This window comes from Microvirga zambiensis WSM3693 (genome assembly GCF_016735695.1).
Lineage (GTDB): Bacteria > Pseudomonadota > Alphaproteobacteria > Rhizobiales > Beijerinckiaceae > Microvirga > Microvirga zambiensis.
The window spans coordinates 13,420-31,783 of the sequence record NZ_JAERQD010000027.1 but is presented as its reverse complement, the minus strand read 5'-3'; the positions used below and the strand labels follow the sequence as shown (position 1 = coordinate 31,783).

General features: G+C 62.3%; 16 protein-coding genes. 12 read left to right on the top strand and 4 right to left on the bottom strand.

The features are described 5' to 3' along the window. Nucleotides 1–158: 158 nt before the first annotated feature. Entirely contained in the window at nt 159–1,484 is a 1,326-nt protein-coding gene (locus tag JKL46_RS19730; RefSeq protein WP_201836257.1) for an aminotransferase-like domain-containing protein, read from the bottom strand. A 99-nt stretch (nt 1,485–1,583) separates the two neighbouring features. On the opposite strand from JKL46_RS19730, the gene JKL46_RS19725 reads away from it, so the two are divergent. From JKL46_RS19725 to JKL46_RS19705, 5 genes are all read left to right on the top strand, one after another. Continuing rightward, a complete protein-coding gene (locus JKL46_RS19725; protein ID WP_201836255.1) occupies nt 1,584–2,546 on the top strand; it encodes a substrate-binding domain-containing protein in 963 nt (320 codons plus the stop codon). 61 nt (nt 2,547–2,607) lie between these two features. Beyond that, nucleotides 2,608–3,498: an ABC transporter substrate-binding protein gene (locus tag JKL46_RS19720; protein WP_201836252.1), complete on the top strand. Its 891-nt coding sequence runs from the start codon at nt 2,608–2,610 to the stop codon at nt 3,496–3,498. Beyond that, complete coding sequence (locus JKL46_RS19715) at nt 3,495–4,430, top strand: amino acid ABC transporter permease (protein ID WP_201836250.1); 936 nt, start codon at nt 3,495–3,497, stop codon at nt 4,428–4,430. The genes JKL46_RS19720 and JKL46_RS19715 overlap by 4 nt, the downstream gene beginning before the upstream one ends. A gap of 14 nt (nt 4,431–4,444) precedes the next feature. Further along, nucleotides 4,445–5,206, top strand: a complete 762-nt coding sequence (locus JKL46_RS19710; protein WP_201836395.1) for an amino acid ABC transporter ATP-binding protein — start codon at nt 4,445–4,447, stop codon at nt 5,204–5,206. A 54-nt stretch (nt 5,207–5,260) separates the two neighbouring features. Continuing rightward, a complete protein-coding gene (locus tag JKL46_RS19705; protein ID WP_201836392.1) occupies nt 5,261–6,439 on the top strand; it encodes a M20 aminoacylase family protein in 1,179 nt (392 codons plus the stop codon). 71 nt (nt 6,440–6,510) lie between these two features. On the opposite strand, the gene JKL46_RS19700 is transcribed toward JKL46_RS19705, so the two are convergent. Beyond that, nucleotides 6,511–7,404, bottom strand: coding sequence for a LysR substrate-binding domain-containing protein (locus tag JKL46_RS19700; protein ID WP_201836247.1), 894 nt, complete (start codon nt 7,402–7,404; stop codon nt 6,511–6,513). A 240-nt stretch (nt 7,405–7,644) separates the two neighbouring features. Here JKL46_RS19700 and JKL46_RS19695 point away from each other — a divergent pair, with 240 nt between their 5' ends. The 4 genes from JKL46_RS19695 to JKL46_RS19680 all read left to right on the top strand — a co-directional run bounded on the left by JKL46_RS19695 (nt 7,645) and on the right by JKL46_RS19680 (nt 12,085). Next, the gene (locus tag JKL46_RS19695) at nt 7,645–9,255 is read left to right on the top strand and encodes an ABC transporter substrate-binding protein (RefSeq protein WP_201836245.1); all 1,611 of its coding nucleotides are present in this window, start codon (nt 7,645–7,647) and stop codon (nt 9,253–9,255) included. 125 nt (nt 9,256–9,380) lie between these two features. Continuing rightward, complete coding sequence (locus tag JKL46_RS19690) at nt 9,381–10,487, top strand: NAD(P)/FAD-dependent oxidoreductase (protein ID WP_201836243.1); 1,107 nt, start codon at nt 9,381–9,383, stop codon at nt 10,485–10,487. A 30-nt stretch (nt 10,488–10,517) separates the two neighbouring features. Beyond that, complete coding sequence (locus JKL46_RS19685) at nt 10,518–10,871, top strand: RidA family protein (protein ID WP_201836241.1); 354 nt, start codon at nt 10,518–10,520, stop codon at nt 10,869–10,871. A gap of 119 nt (nt 10,872–10,990) precedes the next feature. Continuing rightward, the gene (locus JKL46_RS19680; RefSeq protein WP_201836239.1) at nt 10,991–12,085 is read left to right on the top strand and encodes an alpha-hydroxy acid oxidase; all 1,095 of its coding nucleotides are present in this window, start codon (nt 10,991–10,993) and stop codon (nt 12,083–12,085) included. A 32-nt stretch (nt 12,086–12,117) separates the two neighbouring features. Here the strand turns inward: JKL46_RS19680 and JKL46_RS19675 are convergent, their stop codons facing one another. Together JKL46_RS19675 and JKL46_RS19670 are read right to left on the bottom strand one after the other, a co-directional pair. Continuing rightward, entirely contained in the window at nt 12,118–13,107 is a 990-nt protein-coding gene (locus JKL46_RS19675; protein ID WP_201836236.1) for an MBL fold metallo-hydrolase, read from the bottom strand. A gap of 442 nt (nt 13,108–13,549) precedes the next feature. Beyond that, nucleotides 13,550–14,461: a LysR family transcriptional regulator gene (locus JKL46_RS19670; protein ID WP_201836233.1), complete on the bottom strand. Its 912-nt coding sequence runs from the start codon at nt 14,459–14,461 to the stop codon at nt 13,550–13,552. Between the two features lie 147 nt (nt 14,462–14,608). Here JKL46_RS19670 and JKL46_RS19665 point away from each other — a divergent pair, with 147 nt between their 5' ends. The 3 genes from JKL46_RS19665 to JKL46_RS19655 are packed head-to-tail and all read left to right on the top strand — an operon-like array spanning nt 14,609 to nt 18,303. After that, nucleotides 14,609–15,910 (top strand): MFS transporter, encoded by a 1,302-nt coding sequence (locus JKL46_RS19665; protein ID WP_201836232.1) that lies wholly within the window; start codon nt 14,609–14,611, stop codon nt 15,908–15,910. A gap of 30 nt (nt 15,911–15,940) precedes the next feature. Then, on the top strand, nt 15,941–17,014 hold the full coding sequence (locus JKL46_RS19660) for a tartrate dehydrogenase (protein ID WP_201836230.1): 1,074 nt from the start codon (nt 15,941–15,943) through the stop codon (nt 17,012–17,014). 14 nt (nt 17,015–17,028) lie between these two features. Further along, nucleotides 17,029–18,303 (top strand): glycerate kinase type-2 family protein, encoded by a 1,275-nt coding sequence (locus tag JKL46_RS19655; RefSeq protein ID WP_201836228.1) that lies wholly within the window; start codon nt 17,029–17,031, stop codon nt 18,301–18,303. Nucleotides 18,304–18,364 lie beyond the last annotated feature (61 nt).

The following is an 18,364-nucleotide window of genomic DNA, read 5'->3' as shown; positions in this document are numbered from 1 at the left end:
CCGGTCAACGCGCCAATCACCATTCCGTTCGAACAATCCTCAAATGGCACTGCTCCGCAAGCCTGATCGCCGCGGGGTGCACAATTCTGAGACAGGAGTGGCCTATTCAGCCACTATACTATTTTAGATCCCGGGCAGAGCTTTCGCTTGCCGTCTACTCATGTGCCCGCTGCCAATGCGATCGCATCTGCAACGTTCTCATAGCGATCCGCTAGGGTGGCCGTTGCGACGCGCAGATAAAAGGTGGGCAAATTGGAGAACTTGGCTCCCGGATGGACGGCAATGCCGTGGGCTGCAAGCGTCACCATGGCGAACGGCTCCGATGCGACCGGAACCCATGCGCATAGACCTGCACCGTGCATCGCCTCGACGCCTCTGTGCTGCAGAGCGTCAACAAGATGGGCGCGCCGCTCATGATAGACGAGGCGAGCGCGCTCGACGGTTTCCTGGGTCGCTTCATCGCGCAGCAACCACGCCGTGGCACCTTGGAGAATGCGGCTCGTCCAGCCGGCGCTGAAGCTCCGATAGGATTGTATCTGATCGATGATGGCCCGGGAGCTGGAGAGGACGGCAAGACGCAAATCGGGTCCATGCGTCTTCGAGAATGACAGGATATGGATGAGGCGGTTTGGAAAGTATGCGCCGAGAGAATGCCGCGGAGCGTCCGAAATATCTCCGACGCCGTCATCCTCGACGATGAGCGTATCGGTATCCCTTAGAATTGCGGCGTAGGCTTCGAGGCGCATTCGACTGACGGTCTGGCCGGTGACGGAGTGCAGCCGCGGCTGGAAGATAAATGCAGCCGGCCTGGATTTCATCGCCGCCTCGAGAGACGACGGCAATGGTCCTTCATCGTCGCATTGAACGGGCACGATGCGAACGCCTCGATCCTCCAGAATATCGAGAAGGCGCATGCCGGTCGGATCTTCGATCGCGACCGAGGCGCCCGGCTGTATCAGCGCGTGAACCAATGTATAGACCGCGTTGTATCCGCCATTCGTCGCCAGGAACGCTTCCGGCTCATAGGGCCATTTTTTCCTGACCTCCTCTTCGAGCTCCGGCAGGATTCGGTTGCGCTCGTAGCTGTTGAGGTTCTCTGCGGAGGCGCCATAGGCCATGGCTTCGGCGAGAGGCGGCAACAGGCGTATATCGGGAACAGCCGCGGTCAGGTTCAGGATGTCCTCGCCGTAATTGCCCGAACTTCCGAGCCGGTGCGGCTTGGCGACGAAACGATCGCCGCTGACCCAGGTGCCGTTCCGCCCGCGCCCGCTGATGATCTTCTGACGGCGCAGTTCGCTCCAGGCTTCCGAAATCGTCGCGGGGCTGACTCCGAGCGCGAAAGCGAGATCGCGGATCGAAGGCAACTTTGTACCAACCGGCAGCGCGCCGGCACGGATCAAGGCGCCTGTCTCCAGGGCGATCCCGCGGATGGTCCGGTCGGTCAGCTTCGCCGCGATCCAGCGGGCGTCTCGGGTTTCTGTCATGCGACACCAAATTAATGTTCAATAACATAATAGTGTTTGATCAATCTAATATGAACATTTTAATTGAAAGAATATTAGTTTTGTTGCGAGCGATTTCTGATGCCGTTGACTCTCCGACTTGCCCTTCGCGACTGGGACTACATGACGCCTCTGGTGTTGGGCGACGTTCAGTCGCCCCGCCTCGATATCAAGATCGATCGCGTCGGAACTCTGATCTCGAACGTCGCACACGACCCATCGTACGATGCGGCCGAGATGTCCTTCAGCCGCTATGCGCAGCTCCGGCACGACGACGATGAAAGCGTTGTCGGAATTCCGAACTTCATCATGCGCGGCTTTCGTCATCGCTGCATCATCACGACGAAAGAGAGCCCGATCCGCCGGCTCTCCGATCTCGGCGGCAAGAAAATCGGTGTGACCGGATGGCGGGATTCCGGCAATACCTGGACCCGCGCGGCCATACGCCGCGAAGGTGTCGGCGTCGAGGACGCCATGTGGTACGCGGGCCGGCTGACGGAGGCTCATCCCATCACGGACCGGCTCGACGGTTTCGGCCGCCCGGGCCGCATCGAGGCCGCTCCCGGCGAGCGCCCGATGGTGGAGCTTCTGAAAGATGGCGGCCTCGATGCCGTTCTCACCCCCTTCATGCCGCCCGGATTCTTTGATCAGGACTCGCCCCTGCGCCAGGTTCTCGACGACTTCAGGGCGGCCGAAGTCGCTTACTTTCATGAGGTCGGCTATGTGCCGGGAATGCACCTGATCGGCTTCAAGGCCGAGATCGTGAAGGAGCATCCATGGGTCATGGACGAGCTCAGCGAGCTTATCGACGCCTCGCAGCGCATGTGGCTGCAGAAGCGCGAGAAATATGCCGACACGACGCCCTGGATGATCGACGAGCTGCGCCGTTGCGCCACCGATTTGCCCCCCTCCTGGAATATCAGCGGGCTCGAGGCGAATGGAAAGATGATCGGCGACTTCGCCACCGAGCTTCACGAGCAGAAGATTCTGCCACGCTTGCTGACGCCGGCTGAGCTCTTTCCCCTGCATGCAAATATGAAGTGAGAATTCTGTCGGCGTTACAGACGAGAAGCCGTCTTCCCCAATACCGAAAGGGCCCATCGAAATGCATTCGAAACTGATCGCTACCGTAACCCTCGCTGCCCTGGTTCTTGCAGCTCCCGTCCTTGCCCAGGAAGCCGCGATCCCCAAGCAGACCGTGAATGAGCAATTGCGGGCACGCCTGCCCGAGGCCGTCCGCACCGAAGGCAAGATGATCTCGGTCAACAATGGTTCGTTTCCTCCCTATGAGATCGTCACCGGCACGGAGATGACCGGCGCCAGCAACGATCTGACCGACGCCATCGGCCAGGTTCTCGGCGTCAAGATCGAGCACGCTACGGTCGGCGGCCTTCCGGCCCTGCTCGCCGGCATCAATTCGGGACGCTACCAGTTTGCGTTCGGACCTGTCGGCGACTTCAAGAGCCGCGAAGAGGCCAATGACTTCGTCGACTGGGTTCAGGAATTCGTCGTGTTCTCGGTCCAGAAGGGCAACCCCAAGAGCATCACCTCGCTGGACAGCGCCTGCGGCAACCGCATCGCGGTGATGGCGGGCGGCTCTGCCGAACGTGTGATCCAGGTGCAGGCGGAGAAGTGCAAGGCCGACGGCAAGGAGGCTCTCACGGTTCAGTCCTACACCGACCAGCCGAGCTCGATCCTCGCCGTTCGCTCAAAACGCGCCGATGCGTTTTTCTCTTCACAGGCCCCTCTTACCTATTTCGTATCCCAGGCCAATGGTCAGCTCGAGCTGACGGGCGTTGGTCAGAAGAACGGTTTCGAGGATCTCTACCAGGGCGCCGTCGTGCCCAAGGGCTCGCCTCTCGGGCCGCTGCTGCTCGATACCATCAAGCTTCTGATGAGCAACGGAACCTATGCCGCGATCATGAAGAAATGGGGTCTTGAGAACAACATGATCAAAGAACCCGGCATCAACCTCGGCGGGATCCTGCCGAAATGAGCGGGCTTCCTCTGACGAGCGCATCGCCGGCAGGCGATGCGCCCTTCCGGGACGTGGCGACGGCCCACGCTCCCTTCCGTCTCGGGCGGTTGATCCTCTGGGTGGCGATCGTCCTCGTTGCTGTGGACTTCGCTTGGATCGTCGCGCACAACGAAAACTTCGGCTGGCCCGTCGTCGCCGCCTATTTCTTCAACCCGACGGTCATCAGCGGCCTCTATGTGAGTCTTGGATTGACGGTCGTCGCCATGGCGCTCGGCACCGTCCTCGGGCTGGGCCTCGCCATCGCGCGCATGTCGAAGGATCGCCTGGCAACCTCGTTTGCCGCATTGTTCATCTGGTTCTTCCGCGGCACGCCGCTGCTCGTACAGCTGATCTTCTGGTACAATCTCTCGACCCTGTTCCCGCAGCTTTCCATCGCGATTCCCTTCGGTCCGACGCTTGCGAGCTGGGACACGAATTCGGTGATCACGCCGATGACGGCCGCAATCGTCGGATTGGCCCTCAACGAGGCGGCCTATATGGCAGAGATCATCCGCGGCGGTCTTCTGTCCGTGGATCGCGGCCAGACCGAGACGGCGGAAGCCTTCGGCATGACGAGGGCGCGGGCCCTGTGGCGCATCATCATCCCGCAGGCCATGCGCTCGATCGTGCCGCCGACCGGCAACCAGCTCATCAGCATGATCAAGGCCACATCTCTCGTCAGTGTGATCGCGATGGCCGATCTGCTCTACTCCGTGCAGTCCATCTATAACCGTACGTTCGAGATCGTCCCGATGCTGCTCGTGGCCGTCATCTGGTATCTCCTCATCACCTCGATCCTCAATGTCGGGCAGAGCTATATCGAGGCCTATTACGGCCGAAGCGATCGCCGGACCGGAGCTGCCGAGAAGCCGGTTCTCGCGGGTGCCGCTGTTCAGGAGGCAAGTCATTGAACGCCGTCCAGTCCATGAACCCTCTTGTCCAGGCACGTGATGTCCACAAGTCCTTCGATGAGCTGGAGGTGCTGAAGGGCATCGATCTCGACATCATGCCGGGCGAGGTCGTTGTGATCCTCGGCCCTTCCGGTTCCGGAAAGTCGACCCTCCTGCGCTGCATCAATCACCTTGAAGCCATCAACAAGGGCTTCATCGCGGTTGACGGCCAGCAGATCGGCTACCGGCTCCGCAACGGGCAGTTGGAAAAGCTCTCCGCAAACGGCATTGCGCGCCAGCGCCGGAACATCGGCATGGTGTTCCAGCAGTTCAACCTCTACCCGCATATGACGGTGCTGCAGAACATTATCGAGGCGCCCGTCGGGATCCACGGCGAGAGCCGTCAGGAAGCGACCCAGAACGCCTTGAAGCTTCTGGAGCGGGTCGGCCTGTCGGAAAAAGCGGCAAGCTACCCTCGCCAGCTTTCCGGCGGCCAGCAGCAGCGTGTCGCGATTGCCCGCGCCCTGGCGATCAAGCCGAAGCTGATGCTGTTCGACGAGCCCACATCGGCGCTCGATCCGGAACTGGTCGGCGAGGTGCTGGCGACCATGCGCGATCTTGCCAAACAGGGTCTCACCATGATCGTCGTCACCCATGAAATCGGCTTTGCCCGCGAGGCGGCCGACCGCGTGGTCTTCATGGACGGCGGCAAGATTGTCGAGATGGGCGCCCCCGAGGATGTGATCGGCAATCCGCAGCATCCCCGCACGAAAGCCTTCCTGTCGCGCTTTCTGTAGTCATCGGCAGCCGTCTCTCAAAGCCATTCCTATCCTGATATTGCGATGGATCTCATGCTCAACGACAACGTCTTTGCCAGAGTTTCGGACTTCGACGCCATGGAGGCGGAGCTCACCGAAATCCGGCGGTTTCTCCATGCCAATCCGGAACTCTCCTTCGAGGAGGCCGAAACGGCGCGCTTCGTCGCCGAGAAGCTTGAGGGCTGGGGCTACGAGGTCACCCGCAATGTCGGCGGCCACGGCGTCGTCGCGCGCCTGAGTGCCGGCACCGGCAAAAAGGGCATCGCAATCCGCGCCGACATGGACGCTCTTCCGATCGCGGAGGAGACAGGTCTCACCTATGCAAGTCAAAGCCTCGGCAAGATGCACGCCTGCGGCCACGACGGGCATACGACGGTTCTGCTGGGGGCTGCCGAGTACCTTGCGCGCACCCGTCGCTTCGACGGCACCGTCACTTTGATTTTCCAACCTGCGGAGGAAGCCGGAAAGGTCAGCGGCGCTCAGGCAATGATCGCCGATGGCCTCTTCGAGCGCTTCCCCTTCGATGCGATCTTCGGCCTGCACAACCATCCCGGTGCACCGGAAGGCAATATCCTTCTGCGTTCCGGGCCGATGATGGCGTCTGCCGATACCGTCCGCATAACGATCAAGGGGGTCGGCGGCCATGCCTCGCGGCCCCATCTCACCGTCGACCCGGTGGTGATCGCCTGCAATCTCGTCGTCTCGCTCCAGACCATCGTATCGAGAAATGTCGATCCGACGCAGACTGCGGTCGTCACCGTGGGAACGATCCAGGCAGGCAACGCCGTCAACGTCATTCCGGAATATGCGAAGCTCGCACTCAGCGTCCGCTCCTTTGATCCGAAGATTCGTGACCTCCTGCAGAAGCGCATCGTGAAACTGACGCAGTCGGTTGTCGATGGCTACGGCGCCACCGCCGAGATCGACTATGAGCGGGGCTATCCGGTCGTCGTCAATTCCGAGGCCGAAACGGCCTTTGCCCGCACCGTCGCGGAGGAGTTGCTCGGAACAGAGAGAGTGTCAACCTGCCACATGATTCCGGGGAGTGAGGATTTCGCCTATTTCCTCGAGCACAAGCCGGGAAGTTTCCTGCGTCTCGGCAACGGACTGAACTCCCCAATTCTGCACAGCTCGAAATACGACTTTGCAGACGATAGCCTGACCACCGGATCCGCACTCTGGGCGCGTCTGGTCGAGCGCTATCTTACCTGATCCCTGCCTGCGACAATCCTGTGCGATCGGACTCCACGGCGAGTCCCTCGACGCCCAGAGGACGCCGCGGGTCATGATTGTTGAAATTGAACCAAGGCGGCGCGGATGAACTCGACGAGCTGCTGCGCCGCGAGGGACAGCGGGCGTCGGCTGGATGTCAGGAGCCAGATATCCATCGATGTCTTTGGAAGCAGCGGACGACGGATCAACTGATCCGATGGGTAGTCCATGCCGATGAAGGGCGGCAGAATGGAGACGCCAATGCCGTTGGCGACGAAGCTGCAGGCCGTCTCCGACATGGGCACTTCGATCTGGTTGCGCTTCTGCACGCCGCGCATCTGAAATGCCCGATCGATTGTCATCAGGGAACAATCGTCCCGTTCCAGGGAGATGAAGGATTCGTTCCGCAAATCCTCCACACCGATGGTGGCTTTCCCGGCCAGCGGATGCCGTGCGGGCAGAAAGCACATGAGATCAAAGCGGACGACGGCCTCGGCCGTCACGTCGGGATGGTCGAAGGGAAGGACGCTGAGGCCGATATCGATCTGCTGCGCCATGACGAGTTCCGCGATGCGCGGCGAGGCCCGGCTTTGAAGCGTCAGACGCAGATCCCGCTGCTCAGCCAGAAACGGAGAGAGGGCTCGGGGCAGATAGCGCGAGGCCAAAGCCGGAAGCGCCGCGATCGTGACCTGGCCCCACTCGCGGTCCCGCACGGCTGCTGCGACACGCTGGATCCGCTCCGTGCCGGCGATCAGCTTTTCGACCTCCGCTCCCATGAGGCGCGCCTCGAGGGTTGGAACAAGGCGTCCGTTGCTGCGCATGAAGAGCTTGAAGCCGCAACTCTCACCGAAGCCCTTCAACAGCTTGCTGACGGCAGGCTGCGAGATGCCTAATCTCTCCCCCGCATGGGTGACCGAACCTGTTTCCATGAAGGCATGAAAAGCTTCTATCTGCCTGATATTCATCGCATTTTCCCCGGAACGGTTCGCATAGATCATGAATTTTGGTTATAATGGACGGCAGAAAAGCAATTTGACAATCATATTCTCGGTACCTCTAATTCCCTCAAGGGCTGTGGACCCCGTTCGGTTGGACCGGCTGGCGACGATGAGCAAAGCCTCTCCTGAGGTAGCGCGAGACCTGTCTTACGAGGATCGTTCGGGAGCAGCGCGTCTGCAGTACAATAACCAAAGGGATTGAGCGTGATGAAATCAGTGATTTCCGTGGGAGCGTTGGCGATCTTGATGTCGGCCGCCTCACCCGCCTTGAGCAGCAGCCTCGTCGTTTGCATTGAAGGAAGCCCGGAGACCTTCAACCCGCAGCTGACCAGCAACGCGACCACGAGCATCGTGACAGGCCAGATCTACGATCAGCTCGTCTCGGTCAAGGCCGGCGGTTCGGAACTCGAGCCGAGCCTCGCCGAAAGCTGGTCCGTCTCCGAAGATGGCAGGACCTATACGTTCAAGCTGCGGAGCGGGGTGAAATGGCAGTCCAACAAGGCGTTCAAGCCCTCTCGTGACTTCAATGCGGATGATGTGGTCTTCAGCTTCGAGCGCATGATGCGGGGCGATCATCCCTATGCCAAAGTCAACGGCGGAAACTATATCACCTTCAATACCAAGCTCGCGGATGTTCTGACATCGGTGAAGAAAATAGACGAGCACACGGTTGCGTTCACGCTCAAGGAGCCGTTGGCGCCCTTCATCGGGATCCTGTCGCACCAGTCTCTGGTCATTCTCTCGGCCGAGTATGCCGATCAGCTGCTCAAGGCCGGAACGCCTGAACAACTCGACTTGCAGCCCATCGGCACAGGCCCGTTCCAGCTGCAAGTCTATCAGACGAATGCCGCCGTACGGTTCAAGGCCTTCCATGATACCTGGGGAGAAAAGGCGAAAGACCTTTCTCGGACGCCGAAGGTTGATGATCTGATCATGCCGATCACGGTGGATGCACCGGTTCGCTTGCAGCGCGCGCAAGCGGGAGAGTGCCACATCGCCAATGCGCCCAGCCCGGCCGATCGCGAGGTGATCAGAGCCAGCGCCAAGCTCAACCTCGTTGAGACGCCTGTCGCATCCTCCGGCTTCCTCGCCTTCAATTTCAAGGAGAAGCCGTTCCAGGACAAACGCGTCCGTCAGGCACTCGCGCATGCCATCAACATGAAGGGCCTCGTCGACAACGTCTTTGACGGCACGGGCGCGGTGACAGGGGCTCTCATCCCGGCCGCTCTCTGGGGGCACAATGCCGACCTGAAGGGTCATTCGTACGATCTCGAAAAGGCGAAGAGCCTTCTTGCCGAGGCAGGATATCCCAATGGTCTCGAGACGCAGATCTGGGCACTTCCCGTCACACGCCCCTACATGCCGAACGGCCGCCGTGCCGCCGAACTGATCCAGGCGGACTGGGCCAAGATCGGCGTCAAGGCGGAGATCGTGACCTACGAGTGGGGCGAGTACGTCAAGCGCGCACGACTGGGCGAGTCGAAGACCGCGATGTTCGGAGGCATCTGGGACTTCCCGGATCCGAGCCAGATCCCGAACAACTATTTTACCTGCAATTCTCAGGGCAAGCCTAGCCCGTCGAACATCGGCTCGTGGTGCAATGCCACGTTCAACGACCTGATCTCCCGTGCCGGGCAGATCACCGACCAGGGCCAGCGTGCGGATCTCTACAAGCAGGCGCAAGTCGTCTTCAACGACGAGGTGCCGGCCATTCTTTTCGGCAGCTCCTCGGCGCTTCTCGCGGTCAGCAAATCGGTTTCGGGATTCAAGCCGGCCGTGTTCGGAACCAGCCGCTTCTCAGGCGTAACGGTGCCCTGATTCGATCCGAATTGTCAGAGCCGGGCGGGGAGGACTGAAGGGTTCCTCCCCCTCGATCTTAATTGCCTTTGCGCCGTGGTTCACGATTCGGCGCAAAGCCTATTCCCTTCATGCGGAGCTTGAAGATGCGTGTTGTCGTGATCGGCGCAGGGATCCTTGGATCCAGTGTTGCCTATCATCTTGCCATGAGCGGCATTGAAGTCGAGGTGATCGACGAGGTTCACCAGGGCAAGGCGACCCTGGCAGGGGCCGGGATCGTCTGCCCTTGGGCCACGAAGGTCACCGATCCGGAATGGTATGCTCTCTATGCTGCCGGAGCCCGTTACTACGCCGACCTGGTCGAGGGTTTGACGCGGCGAGGAGAAACGGATCTCGGGTACGGCCGCGTCGGCGCGCTCGTCGTTGCCGAAGATCGGAAGGAACTGGATGCCGCCGAGCAGAGGATCCAGACCCGTATCACCGATGCGCCCGAGGCCGGGGACGTGCGGCGCGTGTCGGCCGCAGAAGCGAAGCGGCTGTTCCCGCCGTTGCGAGAGGATCTTGACGGCATCTACATCCCCGGTGGCTCCCGCGTCGACGGCAGGCTTCTTGCCGCTGCCATGACTCGCGCGGCCATCGCGGCGGGAGCCGTTCTGCGCCACGATCACGTGTCGCTCGAACTGCGGGACGGGAGGGCACGCGCCATTCGCAGCGACGGAAGCCCGATCGAAGCGGACGAGATCGTCGTCACGGCGGGAGCCTGGGCCTCGCAGATCCTGCGGCCGCTCGGCTTGGAGCACCCCGTTCGCCCGCAAAGAGGGCAGATCGTTCACCTGCGCCTGCCGGGGGTCGAAACACGCTCCTGGCCCGTCCTGCTCCCGATGACCAGTCACTACATGCTGGCGTTCGATGACTCGCGCGTCGTGATCGGCGCAACGCGGGAAGACAACACCGGGTTCGACTATCGCGTTACGGCCAGCGGCCAGGCCGAAGTGCTCAATGCGGGCCTTGCCATTGCGCCCGGGCTCGCATCGGGGACCATTATCGAAACCCGGATCGGCTTCCGGCCCGCGGGCGACGGTTACAAGCCCATCCTCGGACGTGTCGCGGGCTTGGAGAGGCTGATCATCGGCAATGGCCTCGGTGCTGCCGGTCTGACCATCGGGCCCTATGCAGGACGCTTGCTGGCCCAGATTTGCATGGGCGAGAAGCCGGCCACCGACACCGCTCCCTACACTCCCGCCTCGGCGTGAAACACGCCGTTCAAAAACAAAGGACATCCAATGACCGAAATCATCCGCCACCGGAAGCACAAGATCATGCACGGCGCCGTGGAGCACAACGGCGTGCTTTACTTCGGAGGACATGCCGCCAACGACCTGTCGCAGGGAATGGCGGACCAGACCCGGGAAGTCTGCGCCAAGCTCGACACCTTCCTCGCGGAACTCGGCTCCGACAAGTCCAAGATCCTCGCAGCGCGAATCTATTTGAGCGACATGTCGAAAAAGGAAGAGATGAACAAGGCCTGGCTCGAGTGGATTCCCGAGGATGACCTCCCGTCGCGCGCCACGATCGGCATTGCGAGCCTCGGCGATCCCAATCGCCTGATCGAGGTGATCATCACCGCCGCACGATAACGCGGATTTCGGTCCCGCGATGGAGATTGGGCTGCGGGCCTTTGCCCGCAGCCATTCCCGAGAGGCTTGCCGACCGACGATTGCCGGCGCGATCCCGCATAGTCCATAGGACAACAAAAATGGCAGAGAAGACCAGCCGGATCGATGATCGCTACGCGACCAACGAGAAGTACACGACCCTGCGCGGGATCCACCGCGACGCCCAGCGGCACCTGTCGGAAGTCGCGTGGAATTACCTCTGGTGCGGGACTGGCGACGAAGTCACGCTAAAGGACAACACGGCAGCTTTCGACCGTTACCGCTTCGTCGCCCCGCTTTTCGCAGGGATCGACAACCCCGATACCCGGACCGATGTTCTGGGGTTCGATCTGAGCTTTCCCGCTTTCATTGCGCCATTCGGCGGAGAGGCCGCATTCCATCCCGGCGGACACCTTGCCATCGGGCGCGCGGCGGAAGCCCTCGGCATTCGGCAGATGGTGCCGGTTGCCGCATCGTTTCCGCTTGAAGATATCGCGGCTGCCTCCTCCGTAGCGTCGGTATTTCAGCTGACGTTCGTCGGCGACGAAGATGCCGTCGTGGATCTCATGGAGCGGGCCAAGGCCGCCGGCTATAAGTACATCTGCGTCACATACTCTCCCATCAGGCAATGGCGGGAGCGGATGATGGATGACCGCTTTTCGATCCGAGGCGAGGGAGGCCCGGCCAACTTCGGGCCGGGGCGGTCCGACCCGGCCGCCCTTGTCGAGCTGCTGGAGTTCACGCAGCCGCGCTGGAACTGGCAGAAGGCGGCGCGCGCCATCGCTCGTGCGCCTCTCCCGTGCATCGTCAAAGGCGTCACGAGCGCCAAGGACGCTCACGCGGCTCTCGATGCCGGTGCGGTCGGACTTTATGTCTCGAATTACGGCGGCCGCACGGTCGATCGCACTCCCGCAGCTCTGGACGTCTTGCCGGCGATCCGCAAGTCGGTGGGGCGTGAGATTCCGATCATCTTCGACTCAGGGATCCGACGCGGCAGCGACATCGCCACAGCACTCGCATTGGGCGCGGACGCGGTTGCGCTCGGCCGCGTGATCGCGCTTGGACTCGCGGCCGATGGCGAGTACGGCGTTCGCCGAACCCTCGAACTTCTGCAGCGAGAGTTCTGGACGACGCTAGGCCATCTGGGCTGCTCCCGAGTTGAGGACCTTAACGAAGACGTTCTGTACCGGCCTTGAGCAGACATGACGATAGCGTCCAGGTCGCGGCGCTATTGGAAGTGGTAGAGCGCGCCCTGTTCCGGAATCACGAACCGGACACCAAGATCGTTGCCCGCCTCCAACTCCTTGCGGATCGCCTCCTGCGGCTGCTCGTCCGTGAGTGAATACTTGATGTGGCTCACGACGACTGGAAGACCCTGCACGGCGTTGCGGCCGGCTGCCTGATCCAGGTCGCGCAATGTCTTGTGAACCCACTTCGGCGTCATGTGCCCGAACAGCAGGTTGTCCGGCCGGTCGCTGGTGTAGGACACTTCCAGAATGATCGCCTTCAATGCCCGCTGCCTTACCTTGTCGGCAACGGCCTTCCAGATGTCCTGCATGTTGGAGACCTTCTGGACCTCGTCGGGGCCCGTATCTCCGAAGCACAGGATCGCGTCGCCGCCGCTCTCGATGAGGAAGGCGGTGGATTCGGCTCCTCCATGATTGAGCGGGAAGGGGGTCACCGTCATCCCGGATCCGGCAAGATCCTTGGCTTCGCCAGGCGTCACGTTTTCCAGATGATACTTCTTCAGTTGCGGAGGCTGGCCCCGATCCAGCATGTTCGGCCAGGCCTGCCAGTTGAAGTAGGTCTGTTCGATCTGCGCACTCACCGATGGCAGGCTGTAGATGGTCTTGCTGCCGTCATCTGGCGAGGCGATGACCAGACCCGCCAGATGGTCGAGATGAGCGTGGCTGATCAGGTAACCCTTGATCTCGTTTTTCAGCACGTGCCCGATGACGCTGTCGGTCGACCCCGCAGGAACCGTCACGTCCCTGAAGACGCCCTTGTCCTGGGCAACCTTCAACCCGTTCACGAGGCTGCCCGCGTCACATGCGATGGCGTTGCGGTCCCCGTGCGGACGAATGAGATAGGAGGTGAGATTGCCATCCTGAATGCCGCCCAAGGCACCGAGAACAATCACGTCGAAGCCCGGGCCCGCCAGAGCCGCCGTCGGCCCCAGCAGCATTGATAGTGAAACAAGCGATGCGATCGGTCTCATGGAATGTCCAGCACCTCCGGTTCGGTGTTGGAGGCAGGGGATGCTCGCATAGGCGGGGGCGGAGGCCAACCCTTTAGGCCGCCAATGGTATGGGGCTTATGTACCGCCCCAACGATTGATCCGGTTGGAACGTTGATGGCGTGATGCCTTGAAGCGATTGGGTTTGGTGGTCCAGGATCCCGCTCGGACGCGCGGCATTCCATGGCAACCGCCCACGACTTCCTTCAAGCGAGTTTGCGCATGTTTGTGGCTCTCTCCGCAGCCTCGAGATTGTCAAACTCATCACCATGATCATCACAGATGAAGTTCGCCGCAAGCACCTACGGGCACCTGTTTCCAACACATGCCTTTGCATCGCGGGCAAAGATGGTCCGCTCATTCCAGCGGTGCGGAAGTAAAACTAAGGCCAGCCCGGTGCCAAAAGTGGCCCTTCGTATTGTTCTCAGGCCTGTTCGGCATAGACCCCGAGACCGTCTCTCAGCATGGCCAGCATCTCATCGCGCACGGCATCGCGGGAGCCGCGGATCCATGCTGCGGCAAGCGGCAGCTTGTTCATTGATCCCGCCGCTTCATCCAGAGGAACGTAGCGAACGCCCGGTGTCGTCATCCGCGACGTCCACCGCGGTACGATCGCCACGCCGAGCTGGGCCGCGACGAGATTGATGATGGTCTGCTTCTCTTCGGCAACTTGTGTAATCCGTGCCTGAAGCCCAGCCTCGGCAAAGAGCTTGATCGTCAGGTCATGGCTGTGCGGGCGTGACCGCCGCTCGGGAACGATCAGGGGCTCATCGGCAAGGTCTGTGATCCGCAAGTGCTTCCGATCCGCCAACGGGTGCCCGATCGGGACTGCCACGACGGCCGTCTCGTGGAACAGGAAGAGAAATTCCAGCCGCTTGTCGGGACTGTCCGGCGGACGGACGAATGCGAGGTCGAGCCGTCCGGAGAGCAGACGCGGCAGCAGGCGGATCGTTTTGTCCTCGAGGAGTTGCACCGCGACATCGGGGCGGCGCTCGCGAAAGTCGTGAAGGAGCGGCGGGATCAGGCCCGCAGCGGCAGTGTCGATGGCGCCGACCCTGAGTGTCGCGGCCTGACTCCGACCCCGCGTGCGGAAGCGCGCTGCCAGGTCATCGGCTTGTGACAACAGGCTGCGTGCCTCGTCCAGGAGCATGGTTCCCTCGTCGGTCAGGGCGGCATTGCGAGTGGTGCGGGCCAGGAGCCGTGTTCCAAGATCCTCTTCCAGCATGCGGATATGGCGTCCGAGCGCAGATGGCAGCATCCCAAGGCGTTGGGCAGCGCGCCCGAAGTGCAGTTCCTCGGCGACTGCCACGAAACACCGAAGCTGATGCAGATCCATCCCGGTTCCTCCCCGTCCGGGATTATATCGTTTTTTTGTATAATTCTATGTGGATTGAGGCCACGTGCTCGACGGGCGTATTTTCTCCGGAACGCTAAAAATCAGCGCAGTAATCAATAATAAGAACAAACAGACGAGGAGACGCTTATGGCAAGCGAGCTTGAAACGCGCGTATTGCGCAAGATTACCTATCGCATCGTTCCATTCATCATGCTGCTGTACTTCATCGCGTTCATCGATCGCGTGAACATCGGCTTTGCGTCGCTGACGATGAACAAGGATCTTGGCTTCTCTCCGGCCGTGTTCGGCTTCGGCGCCGGCATCTTCTTCCTCGGATACTTCCTGTTCGAGGTGCCCTCGAACCTGATCCTGGAAAAGGTCGGGGCCCGCATCTGGATCGCACGGGTGATGATCACCTGGGGCATCATCTCGGGCGGCATGGCCTTCGTCCAGGGATCGACCAGCTTCTATACCCTCCGCTTCCTCCTCGGGGCGGCCGAGGCCGGCTTCTTCCCCGGCATCATCCTGTATCTCAGCTACTGGTTCCCGGCCCGCAAGCGTGCCGCCGTGACGGCGCTCTTCATGGCTGCGGCCCCGCTGTCGACGGCGCTCGGCTCGCCGATCTCCGGCGCCCTGCTCGAGATGCACGGCATTCTCGGCCTTGCCGGCTGGCAGTGGATGTTCCTCATCGAGGCCGTGCCCGCGGTCATCCTCGGCGTCGTCGTATTGTTCTACATGACCGACCGTCCCGAGAAGGCGAAGTGGCTGGCCGACGACGAGCGGGCCTGGCTCGTGAACGAGATGAATGCCGAGCGCGCCGCAAAGAGCGGCACCGCGAGCCACAGCATCTGGCGCGGCCTCGCCGATCCCAAGGTGCTCGCCCTCGCGCTGGTGTATTTCGGCACCTCCGCCGGCCTGTACACGCTCGGCATCTGGGCGCCGCAGATCATCAAGGAGTTCGGGCTGACGTCGCTTCAGGTCGGCTTCCTCAATGCCATTCCGGCTACCCTCGCGGTCGTCGCCATGGTGCTGTGGGCCCGTCACTCCGACCGGACCGGCGAGCGCAAGTGGCACGTGGTCGCCGCCTGCCTTCTTGCCTCCCTCGGTCTCGTCTATGCGGGGATCGCCGGCAGCGTCGTCACCGTGCTGATCGCCCTGACGCTCGTGAACATCGGCATCAGCTCGTCGAAGCCGCCGCTGTGGAGCATGCCCACCATGTTCCTGTCGGGCTCAGCAGCCGCTGCCGGCATCGCGACGATCAACTCGATCGGCAATCTCGGCGGCTTCGTCGGCCCGGCGATGATCGGCTGGATCAAGGAGCAGACCGGAAGCTTCAACGGCGGTCTCTACTTCGTCGCCGGCCTCCTGGTCCTGTCCGCCGTGCTCACGCTGTTGGTGGCCCGCTCGCATCGCAGGAGCGCCGCCATCCAGCCAGTCGCCCAACACTGAACCCCAATTTCTGATTTTTGGAGAATTCCCATGCGCGAATATTCGATTGCTGCCATCCCCGCCGACGGTATCGGACCCGAGGTGATCGCCGCCGGCCTCCAGGCCCTGGAGACGCTCGAGCAGCGCGCCGGCGACTTCAAGCTCCGGGTCAAACATTTCGACTGGGGCTCGGACTACTACAAGAAGACCGGCCGCATGATGCCCGAGGACGGCCCCGAGCAGCTCAAGTCCTTCGATGCCATCTTCTTCGGCGCGGTCGGTGCGCCCGACGTTCCAGATCACATCACCCTGTGGGGCCTGCGCCTGCCGATCTGCCAGGGCTTCGATCAGTACGCGAACGTGCGTCCGACTCGGATCCTGCCAGGAATCTCCTCGCCGCTCGCAGGCGTCGGCCCCGGCGATCTCGACTGGGTGATCGTGCGCGAGAACTCGGAGGGCGAGTATGCGGGACAGGGCGGGCGCACGCACCGCGGACTGCCGGAGGAAGTGGCGACGGAGGTGTCGATCTTCACCCGAGTCGGCGTCACCCGCATCATGCGCTACGCCTTCCGGTTGGCCCAATCCCGCCCGCGCAAGCTGCTGACCGTCGTGACCAAGTCGAACGCGCAGCGCCACGGCATGGTCATGTGGGACGAGATTGCCGCCGAGGTGGCGAAGGAGTTCCCGGACGTCACCTGGGACAAGATGCTCGTCGACGCCATGACGGTGCGCATGACGCTGAAGCCGCAGAGCCTCGACACGATCGTCGCGACGAACCTTCACGCCGACATCCTCTCCGACCTGGCGGGCGCGCTTGCGGGCAGCCTCGGTGTCGCGCCGACCGCCAACATCGATCCCGAGCGGCGCTTCCCGTCCATGTTCGAGCCGATCCACGGCTCGGCCTTCGACATCACGGGCAAGGGCATCGCGAACCCGGTCGCCACCTTCTGGACCGCGGCACAGATGCTCGACCATCTCGGCGAAGCCAATGCCTCCCAACGCCTGATGCGGGCAGTGGAAAGCGTAACGGCGGACGGCATCCTGACGCCGGATGTCGGCGGCAAGGCGACCACGCAGGAGGTCACGGACGCGGTCTGCGAGGCGATCCGAGGTTCCAACATCTGACGGAGTGAATGGCAATGAGCACCGCATGGCCGGACAATGAGGCGCGCACCCTGCTGCGACGGGTCTTCGACGCCGCCGTGGCCAGCGCCGATCCCGGCCTGGCGGTGCTCCGTCGCCTGCCGGAAAAGCCCAAGGGCCGCTGCATCGTGGTCGGAGCCGGCAAGGCTTCGGCCGCAATGGCGGCGGCACTCGACACCGCCTGGCCCGACGTCGAGCTGACCGGGGTGGTCGTCACCCGCTACGGCCACGCCATACCGGCAGGACGGATCCGGATCGTCGAAGCCTCCCATCCCGTTCCCGACGCCATGAGCGAGACGGCGGCGCGGGTCATTCTCGCTGCCGTGTCGGACCTTTCTCCCGATGATCTGGTGATCGCCCTGATCTCGGGCGGCGGCTCGGCGCTCATGACGCTGCCGGCAGGCGGCATGACGCTTGCCGACAAGCAGGCGGTCAACCGGGCCCTCTTGGCGAGCGGTGCGACGATCACGGAGATGAACGCCGTTCGCAAGCACCTCTCGGGCATCAAGGGCGGTCGTCTTGCCCTCGCAGCACGTCCTGCTCGCCTTGTGACGCTCGTCATCAGCGATGTCCCGGGCGACGATCCCGCAGCCATCGCCTCCGGCCCGACGGTCGCGGATGCCAGCACGCTCTCGGACGTGTGGGAGATCGTCAATCGATATGAGATCGAGCTGCCCCCGGCCGCCCGGACCGTTCTCGATTGCGGTACAGAGACCCCTAAGCCGGGTGAATTGGAGAGCGACGTCCGCCTCATCGCTGCACCGTCCCTTGCTCTCGCGGCGGCAGCGGATGCAGCGGGTGAGGCCGGAGTGACATCACTGATCCTCGGTGATGCCCTCGAAGGCGAAAGCCGCGAGGTCGGGACCGTCATGGCCGGCATTGCCCGCTCGGTTCGTTCACACGGACTGCCGGTGCGCGCGCCTGCCATCCTCCTGTCAGGTGGAGAGACAACCGTCACCATCGGTCACGGACCGGCGGGACGCGGAGGACGCAACACCGAGTTCCTGCTTGGCTTTGCACTCGCGGCGGCAGGTGCGCCCGGTGTCTGGGCCATCGCCGGCGACAGCGACGGCATCGATGGAACGGAAGATGCCGCGGGGGCGATCGTGACGCCGGACACTCTTTTGCGTGGTCGAGCCATGGGCCTCGATGCTCGCCGATATCTCTCCGCTCACGACAGTTACACGTATTTCGACCGCATCGGGGACCTGATCCGGACGGGGCCGACGCTCACCAACGTCAATGATATCCGGGCCGTCCTGATCGCGTGAGAGGCGATGCAGGGCCATCGTGAATGCGCCCTCCGAGGCGCCAAGCAGTGAGGCGGCCGTA